Source organism: Pseudomonas sp. Bout1 (genome assembly GCF_034314165.1).
In the GTDB taxonomy this organism is placed as follows: Bacteria; Pseudomonadota; Gammaproteobacteria; order Pseudomonadales; family Pseudomonadaceae; genus Aquipseudomonas.
Genome location: NZ_JAVIWK010000001.1, coordinates 5,289,932 through 5,306,894, shown reverse-complemented (window position 1 = coordinate 5,306,894; position 16,963 = coordinate 5,289,932). Strand labels below are relative to the sequence as shown.

The 16,963-nt window shown below is 61.6% G+C and carries 15 protein-coding genes; 9 read left to right on the top strand and 6 right to left on the bottom strand.

Going from position 1 to position 16,963, the window contains the following annotated elements; genetic code table 11:
- Positions 1-146: 146 nt before the first annotated feature.
- Complete coding sequence (locus RGV33_RS24440; protein ID WP_322146696.1) at positions 147-2,336, bottom strand: patatin-like phospholipase family protein; 2,190 nt, start codon at positions 2,334-2,336, stop codon at positions 147-149.
- 83 nt (positions 2,337-2,419) lie between these two features.
- On the opposite strand from RGV33_RS24440, the gene RGV33_RS24435 reads away from it, so the two are divergent.
- A complete protein-coding gene (locus RGV33_RS24435; protein WP_167663663.1) occupies positions 2,420-2,707 on the top strand; it encodes a SelT/SelW/SelH family protein in 288 nt (95 codons plus the stop codon).
- On the opposite strand, the gene RGV33_RS24430 is transcribed toward RGV33_RS24435, so the two are convergent.
- Both RGV33_RS24430 and RGV33_RS24425 read right to left on the bottom strand, forming a co-directional pair.
- Positions 2,701-3,591, bottom strand: a complete 891-nt coding sequence (locus RGV33_RS24430) for a DMT family transporter (protein ID WP_322146694.1) — start codon at positions 3,589-3,591, stop codon at positions 2,701-2,703. The genes RGV33_RS24435 and RGV33_RS24430 overlap by 7 nt on opposite strands.
- Positions 3,592-3,745: 154 nt before the next feature.
- Positions 3,746-4,537, bottom strand: a complete 792-nt coding sequence (locus RGV33_RS24425; RefSeq protein WP_322146692.1) for an AraC family transcriptional regulator — start codon at positions 4,535-4,537, stop codon at positions 3,746-3,748.
- Positions 4,538-4,670: 133 nt separating this feature from the next.
- Here RGV33_RS24425 and RGV33_RS24420 point away from each other — a divergent pair, with 133 nt between their 5' ends.
- Complete coding sequence (locus RGV33_RS24420; RefSeq protein WP_322146690.1) at positions 4,671-5,480, top strand: UDP-2,3-diacylglucosamine diphosphatase; 810 nt, start codon at positions 4,671-4,673, stop codon at positions 5,478-5,480.
- Positions 5,481-5,605: 125 nt separating this feature from the next.
- Here the strand turns inward: RGV33_RS24420 and RGV33_RS24415 are convergent, their stop codons facing one another.
- The 3 genes from RGV33_RS24415 to phhA form a co-directional block, all read right to left on the bottom strand.
- Entirely contained in the window at positions 5,606-6,802 is a 1,197-nt protein-coding gene (locus RGV33_RS24415; RefSeq protein WP_322146688.1) for an amino acid aminotransferase, read from the bottom strand.
- Positions 6,802-7,158 (bottom strand): 4a-hydroxytetrahydrobiopterin dehydratase, encoded by a 357-nt coding sequence (locus tag RGV33_RS24410; protein ID WP_088426331.1) that lies wholly within the window; start codon positions 7,156-7,158, stop codon positions 6,802-6,804. The genes RGV33_RS24415 and RGV33_RS24410 overlap by 1 nt, the downstream gene beginning before the upstream one ends.
- 105 nt (positions 7,159-7,263) lie before the next feature.
- Positions 7,264-8,055: a phenylalanine 4-monooxygenase gene (gene phhA, locus RGV33_RS24405; RefSeq protein ID WP_322146686.1), complete on the bottom strand. Its 792-nt coding sequence runs from the start codon at positions 8,053-8,055 to the stop codon at positions 7,264-7,266.
- A 265-nt stretch (positions 8,056-8,320) separates the two neighbouring features.
- On the opposite strand from phhA, the gene RGV33_RS24400 reads away from it, so the two are divergent.
- From RGV33_RS24400 to flgK, 7 genes are all read left to right on the top strand, one after another.
- Entirely contained in the window at positions 8,321-9,886 is a 1,566-nt protein-coding gene (locus RGV33_RS24400) for a sigma-54-dependent transcriptional regulator (RefSeq protein ID WP_322146684.1), read from the top strand.
- Positions 9,887-10,192: 306 nt separating this feature from the next.
- Positions 10,193-10,933, top strand: coding sequence for a flagellar basal body rod protein FlgF (locus tag RGV33_RS24395; RefSeq protein WP_003214611.1), 741 nt, complete (start codon positions 10,193-10,195; stop codon positions 10,931-10,933).
- 63 nt (positions 10,934-10,996) lie between these two features.
- Positions 10,997-11,782: a flagellar basal-body rod protein FlgG gene (gene flgG / locus RGV33_RS24390; protein ID WP_003214609.1), complete on the top strand. Its 786-nt coding sequence runs from the start codon at positions 10,997-10,999 to the stop codon at positions 11,780-11,782.
- A 53-nt stretch (positions 11,783-11,835) separates the two neighbouring features.
- On the top strand, positions 11,836-12,531 hold the full coding sequence (gene flgH / locus RGV33_RS24385) for a flagellar basal body L-ring protein FlgH (protein WP_003214607.1): 696 nt from the start codon (positions 11,836-11,838) through the stop codon (positions 12,529-12,531).
- A 27-nt stretch (positions 12,532-12,558) separates the two neighbouring features.
- The gene (locus RGV33_RS24380; protein ID WP_032899355.1) at positions 12,559-13,647 is read left to right on the top strand and encodes a flagellar basal body P-ring protein FlgI; all 1,089 of its coding nucleotides are present in this window, start codon (positions 12,559-12,561) and stop codon (positions 13,645-13,647) included.
- Between the two features lie 4 nt (positions 13,648-13,651).
- Entirely contained in the window at positions 13,652-14,911 is a 1,260-nt protein-coding gene (gene flgJ, locus RGV33_RS24375; RefSeq protein ID WP_322146682.1) for a flagellar assembly peptidoglycan hydrolase FlgJ, read from the top strand.
- Positions 14,912-14,921: 10 nt separating this feature from the next.
- A complete protein-coding gene (flgK, locus tag RGV33_RS24370; protein ID WP_322146680.1) occupies positions 14,922-16,958 on the top strand; it encodes a flagellar hook-associated protein FlgK in 2,037 nt (678 codons plus the stop codon).
- The last annotated feature ends 5 nt before the right edge of the window (positions 16,959-16,963 follow it).

Sequence of the window (16,963 nt, the reverse complement as noted above, 5' to 3'; positions counted from 1 at the left end):
GCTTGCTGTGGTGAGGGGGCTTGTCCCCCGTCGGGTTCACCGCAGGTTGATGGGGCTGCTTCGCAGCCCAGCGCGGGGCAAGCCCGCTCACCACAGCAAGCCCGCTCACCACAGCAAGCCCGTTCCCACATGGGGTTGTGGTGTGCTTAGAACGTTTGCCCCAGGTTCAGGTACACCGCCTGCTGATTGTCATCGTTAAACCCATAACTGAAATTCAACGGCCCCAGTGGTGTATCAAACCCTAGGAAAATACTGGCCGCGTTGATATACCCGCTGTCGTACTCATTGTCGTTGTTCCACGCCCGTCCACGTTCCAGTGACGCGCCCAGGTACAGCGGGAACTCCAGCGGCAAATAAGACCGCGGCGTCAGCCGTCGATAGTAAACCGCGCGCATCAGGCTGATGTTCTGCCCGGCAATCGCATCCTCACGGAAGCCCGATAACTGCCGCGCGCCCCCCAGCAGGAAGCTGGAAATCACCACGTCGGACTTATCCAGGGTGCGCCCATAACGCCCGCCGAGAATCAGCGTGTCCGGCCCGCTGCTCATGGCCTTGTCCAGCTTGAACTCCCACTGGCGATAGCGCTGGTCAGAGCCCAGCCCCGGTTCGAATTCCCGCAAGGCCAGCCCAATGTCTTCACCGGTGTGCGGGAAGTAAACATTGTCGAACGAGTCGAAGGAGTACTTCAGCTCATAAAAGCCTTCGCTGAAGTTGATGCTCGGCGAATCCCGGTCACCAATGCGTACATCTGCCTTGCCCCAGGCTTCGCCGACGCCGAAACGAATCTCGCCGCTGTTGCCGATCTGCCGGCCCACGTTTAGCCCGAAGCCGTAGCGTTCCAGGCGGTACTCGGAGATCGGGTTGTTGTCTTCAATCAGTTCAACGTTCTGCGCCTGGGCACTGATATAGGGCGCGACGAAGTAGCGCGAGCCGGTGTCCATCGGCTGGTAGAACTCGCTGTACAGCTCCTGCCGGTCCCCGATCTGCACCCGCGTCAGCCATTCGGCGCCGAGGCGATTGATGCCGTTCATGCGGTAGCTGGCGCCGAGGTTGAAGGCGCTGTCGCCGCGCATGTCATCCGACAGGTTGAGGCCCAGGCGCAGGTAGTCGGTGCCGCTGCGTTTGCCCCGGGCGCTGATGACCAGGGTGTTGTCTTTGCCCTTTTTCACCACGCGGTATTGCACCTGCTCGAAGTAATCCAGGCCATAGAGCGTGCCCATGTCGGTTTGCAGGCGGGCCAGGTCCAGGGGCTCGCCGAGGTTCTGGCGGATGTAGTAGCGGATCACCTCGTCGCCGACCTTGGAGTCATTCTCCACCTTGATCGCGGTGATCACCGGGTTGCGCTCGCCGGGCGTGCGGGCGGCCATCAGTGTTGGGTCCACCGGCTCGGGCGGGCGCAGGTGCGCCAGGCGCACGTCGAGGGCGCGGGTAGCGCGGTAGCCGGCGTCGATCATGTCTTTGGCACGGCCGAAGTCTGTCACGCCAAACGCGGCCAGCGACGGCTGGATCAGCACGTCGCGTGGCGCCAGGGCCTTGAGTTGTTCTTCGGAGTTGCGCCGGGTCATCAGGGTGATGGACTGGTTGAGCACGTCCACCACGGTGTTGAGTTGCTTGCGTGTGCGCAGCGGCGTGCCGATGTCGACGACGATGGCGATGTCGACGCCCATTTCTCGCGCCACATCCAGCGGGATGTTATCGGTCATGCCGCCGTCCACCAGCAGCCGGCCATCCAGCTCCACCGGGGCAAATACCGCCGGGATCGACATACTGGCGCGGATCACCTGCGGCAAATGGCCTTTGCGGAACACCACTTTCTCGCCGCTGGTGATGTCGGTGGCCACGGCGCGGAAGGGGATCGGCAGTTTGTCGAAATCCCGGGTGTTGCTGCTGTGGGCGAACATGCTTTCCAGCAACAGGGCCAGGTTCTGGCCCTGGATCACCCCCAGTGGCAGGCCAAGGCTGCCGTCGTCACGGAAGCTGAGTTTCTGTTTGACCAGGAAATCCCGGTCATCCTGCTTGCGCCGGAACGGCACGTCTTCCCGTGGCGGCGCATCGGACAGGGCAAGCTTCCAGTCGATGCTCAACGCGAGTTTTTCCAGCTCGTCGATCTTGTAGCCCGAGGCGTACAGCCCGCCAATCACCGCGCCCATGCTGGTGCCGGCAATCGCATCGATGTGGATGCCTTGTTCTTCCAGGGCCTTGAGCACGCCGATGTGCGCCAGGCCTCGGGCGGCGCCACCGGAGAGCACCAGGCCGATCTTCGGGCGTGGGTTTTCGACGGCTTGGACGAGAACGGGGAACAGGCACAGCAACAGGCAGGACAACAGGCGGCGCATCATCAATCTCAAGGCAGGACGATAAAGGCCGGTATTATAGCCACTCGATCCTTTCAACTCGCCAAACAGGAGTCCGTCAATTCATGTCTGTGGCCAAACCCGAGATTGTCATCACCTATTGCACACAGTGTCAGTGGCTGCTGCGCGCCGCGTGGCTGGCTCAGGAGCTGTTGAGCACGTTTGCCGATGACCTCGGTAAAGTGGCCCTGGAACCGGCCACCGGCGGTGCGTTTCGCATCACCTGCGACGGCGTGCAAATCTGGGAGCGCAAGGCCGACGGTGGCTTCCCGGAAGCCAAAGTGCTCAAGCAGCGGGTGCGCGACCAGATCGACCCGCAACGGGACCTGGGGCATAACGACCGTACTCAGTGAGCGTCGGCCGTGGCGGCCGGCTGCTTGGCCGGCTTGGCGCTGCCCATCAGCCCGGACACCACGATGGCGACGATGATCAGCGCGCCGCCCATCAGCATGCGCAACGTGGGTGTTTCTGCAAACAGCAGCCAGGCCACGGTGATGCCGTACACCGGCTCCATGGCGAATACCACCGCTGCGGTGCGCGCCTTGAGTACCGCGAGGCTGGCGACAAACAGGCTGTGGGCCAGGCCTGTGCAGAACACCCCGAGCAGGCCGATCCACAGCCAGTCCAGCGCACGCACCTCGGCCAGCCCGGGCGCCGCGACCGGCAACAGGCACAGCGCAACCACCACGTTCTGGCACAAGGCGGCTTGCACCGGCGGAATGCGCCCGCTGGCGCGGTTGTTCAGTGACAGCAGCGAGAACAACAAGCCGGATCCGACGGCCCATAACAGGCCACTGGTGGCTTGGCTCGCGAGGTTGAAGTCCGGCGTGACCAGCACCAGGCCGATGCTCACCAGCACCACCAGCAGGATCTCATTGGCGCGAATCCGCTCGCGGAAAATCAGGCCCTCAAGGATCACCGTAAACGCCGGGAAGGTGGTGAAGCCCAGGGTGGCGATAGCCACACCGGCGACCTTTACCGCAATAAAGAAACTCACCCAATGCCCGGCCAGCAGCAGGCCGCTGACCAGCAGGCGGCGCCAGTCGCGGGCTTGCAGCTTGTGCCAGGCGGTGTTGCTGGCAAAGCGCGCAAAGATCGCCAGGGCAATCACGGCGAACGCAGCGCGGCCGAACACGATAATTGCCGGCGAGGCGGCCGCCAGCTTGCCGAATACGCCAGTGAGGCCAAACATCAATGCGCCAATATGCAGGGCGCCGAGGGCTGTGCGGGGAGTCATTGCGATCCTTGAACAACGGGTTTACAGGATCGCAGTCTAGAGGGTTGCAGGCGTTTGCGTCTGTCGTTGGGCTCGCTAGTTTTGTCGCAGGGCTCTTGCCTGGTGAAGCTCCCTGTGGGAGCTGGCTTGCCTGCGATGCAGGCAACTCGGTCGTTCAGATGGCGCGCGGTGATGCTATCGCAGGCAAGCCAGCTCCTACATTGCACGGTGCTTGTCTGAAGGCTCGGGGCGAGAGGCCAAACTCGCGCAGCATCGCCGCAGCAAATGCACTTTGCGAACCGTAGCCAACTCGCGCGGCGACCTCGCCGATGGGCAACTGGCTGTCGCGCAACAGGCCGCGCGCCATCTGCAAGCGCCGGGTGCGGATGTAGTCCATCGGTGTTTGCCCGCACTCCGCGACAAACCGGGCATGCAGGCGGGCCACGGACAGGTCGGCGATCTTCGCCAGGTCCGCCACTTGCAGCGGGTGCGCGGCGTGCCGCTGGATATGTGCATTGAACGCGGCATACGGCAGGCGCTTGCCCGCCAGCGGTTGTGCAAGGTTGAGGCTGGCCAGCAGTAATACCGCGCCTTGTTGGGCGATCAGCGGGTCATCCACCGGGCTGCTCGCCAGCCACTGCACCAGTTGGCTTTGGCGATTGTCCAGGAGCAGGTGTGCGGGTTGGTCGAGCAAGCGGCGGCTGGCGTCGGCATGCTCGCCCAGGGACTGCGCCAACCAGTGCTCATCGGGCACGTCCAGCACCAGGCAGCGGCTGCCATCGCGGCTGATGCACGCATGATGAGCGGCGTAGGGCAGCACCATCACGCTGCTGTGCTGCACCTGGCTGCCACGGCCGTCCACCTCGAAGTCCAGATGCCCGGACAGGCCAAACACCAGCTGCGCGTGGTCGTGGCTGTGGGCGATGGGTTCTTCGACGTAGTGGCGTAGCGTGAGGTTGGGTCTCATCGCAGTCTCCTGGGCAGGCCCGCAGTTTACATCGCTTCGTAAGGCTTGGGCGCTGTCATCAGACTGACGCCACACTGTCATGGGCTATTAATCCCATGGGCGCAAGCTCGCGAAAACACCGTGAGGCATGCCCATGACCAGCGCCGAACTCGCCAAACCCAGCCGCAAGCAACGCGTGCGTACCCTGTGGATTTCCGATGTGCATTTGGGCACGCGGGACTGCCAGGCCGAACACCTCTCGCAATTTCTCAAGGGCTACCACGCCGACAAGGTCTACCTGGTGGGCGACATCATCGACGGCTGGAAACTGCGCAGCGGCATGTATTGGCCCCAGGCCCACACCAACGTGATCCGCCGCCTGCTGACCATGAGCAAGCGTGGCACCGAGGTGATCTATGTCACCGGCAACCATGACGAGTTCCTGCGGCGCTATTCGAAGCTGATCCTCGGCAATATCCAGCTGGTTGACGAGGCCGTGCACGTGACTGCCGATGGCCGGCATTTGCTGGTGATCCATGGCGACCAATTCGACGTGATCACCCGCTATCACCGCTGGCTGGCGTTCCTCGGTGATTCGGCCTATGAGTTCACCCTCACGCTGAACCGCTGGCTGAACCACTGGCGGGCGCGGTATGGCTATGGCTATTGGTCGCTGTCGGCGTACCTCAAGCACAAGGTCAAGACGGCCGTCAGCTTTATCAGTGATTTTGAAGAAGCGATCGCCCACGAAGTGACCAAGCGCGAGCTGCATGGCGTGGTGTGTGGGCATATCCATCATGCGGAGATTCGCAAGGTGGGCGAGGTGGACTACCTCAATTGCGGGGATTGGGTGGAGTCGTGCACAGCGCTGATCGAGCACTGGGACGGGCATATCGAGCTGTATCGATTGGCGGATGCCCAGGCGAAAGAGGCGCAACTAAAGGCTGAAATGGTCGCGGGCTAAAGACTGGCTCGGTCCCAATGTGGGAGCTGGCTTGCCTGCGATAGCATCGACTCGGTTTTATAGATAGACCGAGTCGTCTGCATCGCAGGCAAGCCAGCTCCCACACTTGGATCCGGTTTGTTCAGTCAGGTGTGGGAAACATCTGCGATCGCTTCTGCCAACAACGTCAACCGCGTCGCATCAATCCCCGCCACGTTCGCACGCCCGGAATTGACCATATACACGCTGTGCTTGTCCCGCAGTTGCTTCACCTGGTCCGCACTCAACCCGGTATAGGAAAACATCCCGCGTTGCGCCGCGATGTGTGCAAACCGCGCCGACAACCCATGGGGCGCCAACGCCTCCACCAGCCCGGAACGCAGTTGCGCAATCCGCGCCCGCATCGCTTCAACTTCCTCGGCCCACTGCTTTTTCAGCCCTGCGTCACCGAGAATGGTCGCCACCACAGCAGCACCATGATCCGGCGGGGTCGACCACAAATTACGTGCAATAAATGCCAGTTGGCTGCGCACATCTGCAAGCTTCTCGGCGTTCGTCGCGCACACAATCAGCGCGCCCACACGGTCGCTGTACAGGCCGAAATTCTTCGAGCAAGAGCTGGTGATCAGCACCTCGGGCAGTTCAGCTGCAAACAGCCGTACCGCCCACGCATCCTGCTCCAGGCCGTCGCCAAAACCCTGGTAGGCAAAGTCGATCAGCGGCAGCAGCTCGCGCTCCTGGACGATTTTCAGCACCTGGCGCCAGTCAGCCTGGGACAAGTCAAAGCCCGTCGGGTTATGGCAGCAGGCATGCAGCAGCACCACGTCGCCCTTGGGCACCTCGGACAGCGTGGCCAGCATCGCCGCCACATCCAGGCGATTGTCGCTGCCCACATACGGGTAATGGCTGACCTTGAGGCCAGCCTTGGCGAAGATGGTTTCGTGGATCGGCCAGGTCGGGTTACTCAGCCAGACGCCACGGCCGGGCAGGCTGTGGGCGATAAAGTCGGCACTCAAGCGCAGCGCGCCGGTGCCGCCTGGCGTTTGGGTGGCACCGGCACGGCGTTCGTTCAGCAGCGGTGAACCGGCGCCCAGTACCAGCTCAGAGATCAGCGTGCCAAATGCAGCATTGCCGTGGCCGCCGATGTAGGTCTTGGTGGTCTGTTGCTCCACCAGGCGCTGCTCCGCCAGCTTCACTGAGTGCGGGATCGGCGTCAGGCCCTGGTCGTCCTTGTACACGCCCACGCCGAGGTCGAACTTGTTCGGGTTGGTGTCCTGGGCATACAGCTCCATCAGCCCGAGGATCGGGTCCCCGGGCACCCGGCCGATCGCGTCGAAATGCATTACTTGCGGCCCTCGGCATCCTTCGCCACTTCGTCGGTGCGCGCGGCCATGATGAAGTCGTTGCGGTGCAGGCCCTTGATGGAGTGGCTCCACCAGGTCACGGTGACTTTGCCCCATTCGGTGAGCAGGCCCGGGTGGTGGCCTTCGGCCTCGGCAATCACGCCCACCGCATTGGTGAACGCCAGGGCGAATTTGAAATTCTTGAACAGGAAGACCTTTTCCAGCTGCATCACGCCGTCGCGTACTTCGATGTTCCAGTCGGGGATCTGCTTGATCAGTACCGGCAACTCTTCGTCGCTGACTTGCGGGGCGTCGGCGCGGCAGGCTTCGCAGTGGGCTTGGTTCAACGTGGTCATGTGGGTATTCCTGAAATCGAGTGTTTGGAAAACGGTCGTCAGTGGCGTCACCCTAAAGCAACGCGCGGCCGGGGAACAGACTCACCTGGCCCTGAAAGTCGCAGCTCAAGCAGCTTTTGGCTTGGGTGGGAACTTCGGTGCGTGCAGCCCCAGCTGCATGCCGCGTTCGACCATGCCCATGATGTCTTCCTGCGCCACTTCGAACAGGCGCTTGAGGTTGGGCAGGGCGAAGTACACGGGTTGCAGGATGTCGATGCGATACGGCGTGCGCATGGCTTCGAGCGGGTCGAAGGCTTGGTGCTCGGGCGCGCCGGAGAGGCTGTACACCGTCTCTTTGGGCGACGACAGAATGCCGCCCCCGTAGATACGCCGGCCTTCAGGCGTGTCCACCAGGCCGAACTCGATGGTCATCCAGTACAGGCGCGCCAGGTACACACGCTGTTCCTTGGTGGCAGCCAGGCCGAGTTTGCCGTAGGTGTGGGTGAATTGCGCGAACCAGGGGTTGGTCAACAGTGGGCAATGGCCGAAGATCTCGTGAAAAATGTCCGGTTCCTGCAGGTAATCCAGCTCTTCACGGGTACGAATAAACGTCGCCACCGGAAACTGTTTGTTGGCGAGCAATTCGAAAAAGGTCTGGAAGGGGATCAGCGCCGGTACCCGGGCAACTTGCCAGCCGGTGGTCTCGGCCAGCACCTTGTTGACTTCGGCCAGTTGCGGAATGCGCTCGTGAGGCAGGCCGAGCTTGTCGATGCCGTCCAGGTATTCCTGGCAGGCGCGGCCCTCGATGACTTTCAGCTGGCGCGTGATCAGGGTGTTCCACACCGCGTGTTCTTCTGGCGGGTAGTCGATAAAACCGTTCGCGTCGGGCTCGCGGGCCACGTACTGCGTCTGCTTCATACTGCTCTCCTGCTAGGCATTCGTTCTTGTTATGTCCTGGATGAGCCTATTGATACGCCGCCTGGCCCAGGAAGCCATCCTCGGTTGCCACAGTACCGTAGGAAAAGTTACTGGTTTTCGTAAAGTTTTCGTTACGCATGAGGCGATTCGTTCTGCATATGGCGTATTTTGGGTGTGAATCGCCTCACAGCTGTCACATAATCTTGACGATTATCTGCGCCCAGCGGCAAAAAGACGCAGCGCCTCCACCTCTTCGGGCCCTCTCATGCGTATCAAAGTCCATTGCCAGAACCGCATCGGCATCCTGCGGGACATCCTTAACCTGTTGGTGGAGTACGGCGTGAACGTCGCCAAGGGCGAGGTCGGCGGCGAGCATGGCAATGCCATCTACTTGTATTGCCCGAACCTGGTGAACCTGCAGTTTCAGGCACTGCGCCCGCAGTTCGAAGCGATTGCCGGGGTATTTGGGGTGAAGCGGGTAGGGCTGATGCCCAGCGAACGTCGGCACATGGAGCTCAATGCACTGCTGGGGGCGCTGGAGTTTCCGGTGCTGTCCATCGACATGGGCGGCTCCATCGTCGCAGCCAATCGCGCGGCGGCGCAGTTGCTGGGTGTACGCGTGGATGAGGTGCCAGGCATTCCGTTGTCGCGCTACGCCGAAGACTTCGACTTACCGGAACTGGTGCGGGCCAGCAAATCGCGGATCAATGGCCTGCGGGTCAAGGTCAAGGGTGACGTGTTTCTCGCCGATATCGCGCCGCTGCAATCCTCTGAACACGACGACAGTGAAGCCATGGCCGGCGCCGTGTTGACCCTGCACCGCGCCGACCGGGTCGGTGAGCGTATCTACAATGTGCGCAAGCAAGAGCTGCGCGGCTTCGACAGTATTTTCCAAAGCTCCAAGGTCATGGCCGCCGTGGTGCGTGAAGCACGGCGCATGGCGCCGCTGGATGCGCCTCTATTAATAGAAGGCGAAACCGGCACCGGCAAAGAGCTGCTGGCCCGTGCCTGCCATTTGGCCAGCCCACGCGGCCAGTCGCCGTTGATGGCGCTTAACTGCGCCGGTTTGCCCGAGTCCATGGCCGAGACCGAGTTGTTTGGGTATGGCCCCGGCGCCTTTGAAGGGGCGCGTGCGGAGGGCAAGTTGGGGCTGCTGGAGCTAACGGCGGGCGGTACGCTGTTTCTCGATGGTGTCGGGGAAATGAGCGCGCGGTTGCAGGTGAAGTTGCTGCGCTTTCTGCAAGACGGTTGCTTTCGCCGGGTAGGCAGTGATGAAGAGGTGTATTTGGATGTGCGCGTGATTTGCGCGACCCAGGTAGACCTGTCGGAGCTGTGTGCGCGAGGCGAGTTTCGTCAGGATTTGTATCACCGCCTGAACGTGCTTTCGCTGCATATCCCGCCACTGCGCGAATGCCTTGATGGTTTACCGCCGCTGGTGGAGCACTTTCTGGACCAGGCCAGCCGGCAAATCGGCTGCCCGCTGCCCAAGCTGGCGCCGCCGGCGATGGATCGACTCAGCCATTACCACTGGCCGGGGAACGTGCGGCAGTTGGAGAACGTGCTGTTCCAGGCGGTTTCGCTGTGTGAGGGCGGCACGGTCAAGGCGGAGCACATTCGCCTGCCGGATTATGGCGTGCGTCAGCCGCTGGGGGATTTCTCCCTGGAAGGCGGGCTGGAGGAGATTGTCGGGCGTTTCGAGAAGGCGGTGCTGGAGCAGCTTTATGCGGAGCATCCCAGCAGCCGTTTGTTGGGCAAGCGGCTGGGCGTATCCCACACCACAATCGCCAACAAGCTGCGCGACTACGAAGTGCTCAAGGCCGAACGCGGTTAAAACTGTAGGAGCTGGCTTGCCTGCGATAGCGGTGGGTCAGCAAAACAGGTGGTAGCTGATACACCGCCATCGCAGGCAAGCCAGCGCCTACAGTTGATCTTTGTCGGTCTTGATACCCGCGCTTGCCGTTAACGGCATAAGTCCGCCGTTTTTTCGACTCCCCTCAAGCCGCCATTTTCGCAACTCAAACCGCAAACCCCCGCCCCGCCTGGACTTTTCCTGAATTCTAAAAGTTGGTTCGCAAATTGCTTAAGCCTCATTAGTACAGCGGTGGGCGGCAAGCGTCCGTCAGAAAGAGGAAAGAGCGTGGATAAGTACCTTTACGTGGCAATGACCGGCGCCAGCCAGAATGCACTGGCGCAGAAGGCCCACGCCAACAACTTGGCGAACGTTTCCACCAATGGTTTCCAGCGTGACCTGGAACAGGCGCGCTCGATGCCGGTGTTTGGTGACAGCTTTCCGGCGCGGGCCTTTGCCTTGACCGAACGCCCAGGCACGGACTTTTCCCCTGGCGCGATGATTGAAACCGGCCGTGACCTCGACGTGGCCGTCAGCGGCGACGGCTGGATGGCCGTGCAAAACCCCGATGGCGGCGAGTCTTACGTGCGCAGCGCCAGCATGAACGTCGATGCATTGGGCGTGCTGCGGGCCGGCAACGGGATGCCGATCATGGGCAACGGTGGCCCGATTGCCGTGCCGCCCCAGCAGCAGATCGAAGTCGGCCAGGACGGCACTATCAGCATTCGCGCCATGGGCGAAGGCCCACGGGTGATGGCTGAAGTGGACCGGATCAAGCTGGTGCAGCCCGACCTCAAGAACATGACTAAGGGGCTGGACGGCACTATCCATACCAAGGATGGCCAGCCGGCCCAGGCCGATGCCAACGTCAAGCTGACGTCGGGTTTCCTGCAGGCGAGCAACGTGAACGCCGTCGAAGAAATGACGGCAGTACTGGCCCTGTCCAAGCAGTTTGAATTGCACATCAAGATGATGAACAGCGCCAAAGAAGACGACCAGGCCATGACCCGCGTCCTGGCGATGAGCTGATAGCAGCCACACCCCAATTTTTGTAGCGCGGCGCCATAAAACAGGCGCACGAAGGAGAAGAACATGCTTCCGGCTCTATACGTTGCCAAAACAGGTTTGTCCGCCCAGGACACCAACCTGACCACCATTTCCAACAACCTGGCCAACGTGTCGACCACGGGTTTCAAACGTGACCGCGCCGAGTTCCAGGACTTGCTCTATCAGATCAAGAAGCAGCCGGGCGCCCAGTCGACCCAGGACAGCGAATTACCCTCGGGCCTGCAATTGGGTACCGGTGTGGCGATTGTTGGCACCCAGAAGAACTTCAGCGCCGGTAACTTGCAGCAAACCGGCCAGCCGCTGGACCTGGCCGTCAACGGCAAAGGTTTCTTCCAGATCCTGCAGCCGGACGGCACCACCACCTACACCCGCGACGGTACGTTTCACCTGGACTCCAACGGCCAGGTCGTGACCGCCAACGGTTTCGCGCTGGAGCCTGCGATTGTTGTACCGAACAACGCCCAGACCTTCACCGTCGGCAACGACGGCACCGTGTCGATCACCGTGGCCGGCAACCCGGCGTCCCAGGTGATCGGCAACCTGCAAACCGCCGACTTCATCAACCCGGCCGGCCTGCAGGCCATTGGTAACAACCTGTTCCTGGAAACCGCCTCCAGCGGCGCGCCGCAAATCGGCACCCCGGGCCTCAACGGTTTTGGTACCACCCTGCAAAGCACCCTGGAAACGTCCAACGTCAGCACCGTTGAAGAGATGGTCAACATGATCACCACTCAGCGCGCCTACGAGATGAACTCCAAGGTGATTTCCACCGCCGACCAGATGCTTTCGTTCGTAACGCAGAATCTGTAATCAAGTCTATGGGGCGCCCTCGAAGGCGCCTGCAACACCGTGAGGTATGGGTCATGAATCGCTATGTTTCTGTTCTGGCATTGAGTGGGATTGCTGTGCTCGCGGGCTGTGTCGCCCCGACGCCAAAGCCCAATGACCCGTACTATGCGCCGGTGTTGCCGCGCACGCCGTTGCCGGCGGCCGCCAACAATGGCTCGATCTACCAGGCCGGTTTCGAACAGAACCTGTACAGCGACCGCAAGGCGTTCCGGGTCGGTGACATCATCACCATCACCCTCAACGAGAAGACCCAGGCGAGCAAGAACGCCAACTCGCAGATCGGCAAGACCAGCAAGACCAGCATCGGCCTGACCTCGTTGTTTGGCGGTGTACCGAACACCAATAACCCGCTGGGCAGTGGTGACCTGAGCCTGGACGCTGGCTACAGCGGCGACCGCGCCACCAACGGCAAGAGCGCGGCGGGGCAGGGCAACAGCCTGACCGGTTCGATCACCGTGACCGTGGCCGACGTGCTGCCCAACGGTATCATCGCCGTACGTGGCGAGAAGTGGATGACCCTCAACACCGGTGACGAGCTGGTGCGCATTGCCGGCATGGTTCGCGCCGACGATATCTCTACCGACAACACCGTGCCGTCGACACGGATTGCCGATGCACGTATCACCTACTCGGGTACGGGTTCGTTTGCTGACGCCAGTCAGCCGGGCTGGTTTGACCGTTTCTTCCTTAGCCCGCTGTTCCCTTTCTAGGTGACCACTTTGAACTTCAAACAGCTGATGGCTGCGATGTTGCTGCTGGCCCTGAGCGCCGGCGCCCAGGCTGAACGCCTGAAAGACATCGCGAGCATTTCCGGCGTGCGGTCCAACCAATTGATCGGCTACGGCCTGGTGGTGGGGCTTAACGGCACCGGCGACCAGACCACCCAAACCCCGTTCACCCTGCAGACCTTCAACAACATGCTCTCGCAGTTCGGCATCAAGGTGCCGCCGGGCTCGGGCAACGTGCAGTTGAAGAACGTCGCGGCGGTGTCCATCAGTGCCGATTTGCCGCCGTTCGCCAAGCCGGGGCAGGTGGTGGATATCACCGTCTCGTCCATGGGTAACTCCAAAAGCCTGCGCGGCGGCACCTTGCTGATGACCCCGCTCAAAGGTATCGACGGCAATGTCTACGCCATCGCCCAGGGCAACCTGGTGGTGGGCGGTTTTGATGCCGAGGGCCGTGATGGTTCGAAGATCACCGTCAACGTACCGTCGGCTGGCCGCATTCCCGGTGGTGCCTCGGTGGAACGCACCGTGCCGAGTGGCTTCAACCAGGGCAACAGCCTGACCCTGAATCTCAACCGTTCGGACTTCACCACCGCCAAGCGTGTAGTGGACAAGATCAATGAGCTGCTTGGCCCGGGTGTGGCCCAGGCCATCGACGGCGGCTCGGTGCGCGTGACGGCGCCGCTGGACCCAAGCCAGCGGGTGGACTACCTGTCGCTGCTGGAAAACCTTGAGGTTGACCCGGGCCAAGCCGTGGCCAAAGTCATCATCAACTCGCGGACCGGCACCATCGTGATCGGCCAGAACGTCAAGGTTTCGCCGGCGGCTGTGACCCACGGCAGCCTCACCGTGACCATCACCGAAGACCCGATCGTCAGCCAGCCTGGCCCGTTGTCCAACGGCCAGACCGCCGTGGTGCCCCGTTCGCGGGTGAATGCCCAGCAAGAAGCCAAGCCGATGTTCAAGTTCGGCCCTGGCACCACCCTGGACGAGATTGTCCGTGCGGTGAACCAGGTGGGCGCAGCGCCCGGCGACTTGATGGCGATCCTCGAAGCATTGAAACAGGCCGGCGCCTTGCAAGCCGACCTGATTGTGATCTGACGCCATGGCCATGGACATGCGCAAGAGCGGCCTCACCAGCACGGCGGATTCGGGTTCCTACTCCGACCTCAACCGGCTGAACCAGTTGAAGGTCGGCGACAAGAACAGCGACGGCAACATGCGCAAGGTCGCGCAGGAATTCGAGTCGCTGTTTCTCGGCGAGATGCTCAAGTCCATGCGTTCGGCCACCGAAGCCCTGGGCAAGGACAACCCGCTGAACACGCCGGCCGCCAAGCAGTATCAGGAAATGTACGACCAGCAGTTGGCGGTTTCGCTGTCTCGCGAAGGCGGCGGTATCGGACTGGCGGACGTGCTGATGCGCCAGATGCAGAAGAACAAGCCGGTGGACGCCCAGGCGGCCACCTTGCAAGGCCCGGCCACGCCTGCGAAGAAGGTGGATGTGCCCACCGCAATTGCCGCCGGTACCCAGGCCGATGGCCCTTTGGGCCGCAGCAATGGCCAGCGGCCTTTGTGGGCGTATCGCGTGGCGGTGCCTGAAGGCACCAACTCCCACGCCAACGACATGGCGCTGATGAACCAGCGGCGCATCTCGTTGCCGAGCAAGCTGACGGATCGCCTGCTGGCCGGCATTGTGCCGAACGCCGATGCCACCACCACCGCCAAGGCCGCGCCGCTGCGTAACAGCGCCGCCGATGACGGTGTAGTCAACAGCACCGCCCGCAGCCTGGCCGCACTGCCTCGCGGGCAGATGCAGGTTTACGGCCGCGCTGTGGCACAGCCACCGTTGGCGCCGGCGAAAAAAGCCTTCAGCTCGCAGGATGAATTTGTCGCCACCATGTTGCCAATGGCCAAGCAGGCCGCGGCGCGCATCGGCGTCGACCCACGTTACCTGGTGGCCCAGGCAGCCCTGGAAACCGGTTGGGGTAAATCGGTGATGCGTGCCGAAGATGGCACCAGCAGCCACAACCTGTTCGGCATCAAGGCCGGCCAGAGCTGGCAGGGCGAACAAGCCCGGGCGATCACCAGCGAGTTTCGCGATGGGGCGATGGTCAAGGAGACGGCGCAGTTCCGTTCCTATAATTCCTACCAGGACAGCTTCCACGACCTGGTCACGTTGCTGCAAAGCAATGATCGCTATAAAGAAGTTGTGAAATCAGCCGACAACCCGGAACAGTTTGTACGCGAGTTGCAAAAAGCCGGTTATGCAACCGACCCGGATTACGCCAGCAAGATTTCGCAGATCGCAAAAACGATGAACAGCTACCAGAACTACGCTGCCGCGGGCGCTTCCACTCATTTATAAGGTCTGAATCATGAGTTTGCTCAATATCGGGATGTCGGGGCTTAACGCCGCCCAGGGATCGTTGTCGGTCTTAAGTAACAACATCGCCAACGTCAACACCCCGGGATACTCGCGTCAGCAGAGCGCTCAGACCGCGAATTCGTCGAACGCCTACGGCGGCGTATTTATCGGTACCGGTACGACCCTGGCGGACGTGCGTCGGGTGTACAACCAGTTCCTCACCACGGCTTACCAGAACAGCACGGCACTCGACAGCGACGCCAACGCCTACCTGGACCAGGCCAGTGCCATCGACAAGACCATGTCGGATTCAAACACCGGCATGTCCTCGGTGCTCAGTGCTTTTTTTGCGGCGGCGCAAACCGCTTCCGCCACGCCAAGCGATGTGTCTGCACGCCAGTTGCTGTTGACCAGCGCCCAGACCTTGAGCAACCGCTTCAACTCTATCTCCGGCCAGTTGACCCAGCAGAAACAAACGATCAACAGCCAGTTGAGCACCATGAGCGATCAGGTTAACAAGCTGACGTCCTCGATCGCGTCGCTCAACAAACAGATCGCCCAGGCCCAGGGCACTTCAAGCAGCGCGCCGGCCAACCTGCTGGATTCGCGTGACGAGGCGGTGCGCTCGCTCAACGAGCTGATCGGCGTTACCGCCACGGAAAAAAACGGACAGTTCAGTATTACAACCGGTACGGGGCAGTCGCTGGTGGAAGGGGCTATTTCCAATAATATCTCTGCGGTACCGAGCAGCACCGACAATAGCCAGTACACCATCCAGCTTTCGATGGGCGACACGTCCATCGACATCGGCAATGTGGTCACCGGCGGCAGTATTGGCGGCTTGCTGCGCTATCGCAGTGACGTGCTGATGCCTGCCATCAATGATCTTGGGCGAATTGCGATTGCCACGGCAGACACGATCAACAACCAGTTGGGCCAGGGCCTGGACCTCAACGGCGAGTTCGGCTCGTCGCTGTTCAGCGATATCAATAGCGCGGCGGCGATTTCCCAACGCAGCCAGGGCGCGGCCGGCAACAGCGCGGGGTCTGGCAACCTTAATGTCTCGATCTCGGACAGCAGCCAGCTGACGACCTTCGATTACAAAGTGACGTTTACCAGCGGTAACCAGTACAACGTCGTGCGCTCCGACGGCAAGGCCATGGGTTCGTTCGACACGACTACCACGCCGCCGCCAGTGATAGATGGTTTTACCCTGGCGTTGAATGGCAAGGGCCCGGTAGCGGCGGGTGACAGCTTCAAGGTCAGCCCAACGGCCAACGGCGCCACAGGCATCGGCGTTGATCTGAAAGACGCCAACAAGCTGGCCTTCGCGGGCCCTTTGGCGGGGAATGCGAGCACGACCAACACGGGCACCGGTACGTTCACACCGCCGCAACTGACAGTCCCGCTGGATATTCATGGCGGCGCCAATACCGCCCAGCTGCGCACGGGGATCGAAAACTCCATGCCGGTGAAAATGCTGTTTGGCAAGCCGGCCGCCGATGGTACCCAGTCGTATACGGTAAGCGATGCGCAAGGTAACCCGATCGGCAGCGGCACCATCATCCCGGGCCAGGGCAACAAGATCAGCATCAACGTGCCGATGCGCGATGCCTCGGGTGCGTTGATCCCGGGCAAGAGCTTTAGTTTCGACACCACGGTCGGCGGCTCGCCAGCCTCTGGCGACAGCACCACCTTTTCGTTCAACGCGTCCGGCACCTCCGACAACCGCAACGCTCAACAACTGCTGAATTTGCAGACCAAGGCGACGGTAGGTCTCGGTGACGGGACCGCCGGTGTGAGCCTGGTCAGCGCCAACGCCCGTCTCGTGTCGCAGGTGGGCTCCAAAGCCAGTCAGGCCGCTACCGACACCACCGCGACAGGTGCGCTGTTGGCCGCGAACAAGGCGGCCAGCAACTCGGTTTCCCAGGTCAACCTGGATGAAGAGGCGGGTGACATGATCAAGTTCCAGCAGTACTACACCGCGTCGTCGCAGATCATCAAGGCTGCGCAAGAAACTTTCAGCACACTGATTAATGCCCTTTAAAGGAG

Coding starts and splice junctions, on each gene's coding strand:
- RGV33_RS24440 (WP_322146696.1), bottom strand. CDS start 2,336: ATGCGCCGCCTGTTGTCCTGCCTGTTGCTGTGCCTGTTCCCCGTTCTC.
- RGV33_RS24425 (WP_322146692.1), bottom strand. CDS start 4,537: ATGAGACCCAACCTCACGCTACGCCACTACGTCGAAGAACCCATCGCC.
- flgH (WP_003214607.1), top strand. CDS start 11,836: ATGAATCGCTATGTTTCTGTTCTGGCATTGAGTGGGATTGCTGTGCTC.
- flgJ (WP_322146682.1), top strand. CDS start 13,652: ATGGCCATGGACATGCGCAAGAGCGGCCTCACCAGCACGGCGGATTCG.
- RGV33_RS24400 (WP_322146684.1), top strand. CDS start 8,321: ATGCGTATCAAAGTCCATTGCCAGAACCGCATCGGCATCCTGCGGGAC.
- RGV33_RS24430 (WP_322146694.1), bottom strand. CDS start 3,591: ATGACTCCCCGCACAGCCCTCGGCGCCCTGCATATTGGCGCATTGATG.
- RGV33_RS24410 (WP_088426331.1), bottom strand. CDS start 7,158: ATGACCACGTTGAACCAAGCCCACTGCGAAGCCTGCCGCGCCGACGCC.
- RGV33_RS24435 (WP_167663663.1), top strand. CDS start 2,420: ATGTCTGTGGCCAAACCCGAGATTGTCATCACCTATTGCACACAGTGT.
- flgK (WP_322146680.1), top strand. CDS start 14,922: ATGAGTTTGCTCAATATCGGGATGTCGGGGCTTAACGCCGCCCAGGGA.
- phhA (WP_322146686.1), bottom strand. CDS start 8,055: ATGAAGCAGACGCAGTACGTGGCCCGCGAGCCCGACGCGAACGGTTTT.
- RGV33_RS24415 (WP_322146688.1), bottom strand. CDS start 6,802: ATGCATTTCGACGCGATCGGCCGGGTGCCCGGGGACCCGATCCTCGGG.
- RGV33_RS24380 (WP_032899355.1), top strand. CDS start 12,559: ATGGCTGCGATGTTGCTGCTGGCCCTGAGCGCCGGCGCCCAGGCTGAA.
- RGV33_RS24420 (WP_322146690.1), top strand. CDS start 4,671: ATGACCAGCGCCGAACTCGCCAAACCCAGCCGCAAGCAACGCGTGCGT.
- flgG (WP_003214609.1), top strand. CDS start 10,997: ATGCTTCCGGCTCTATACGTTGCCAAAACAGGTTTGTCCGCCCAGGAC.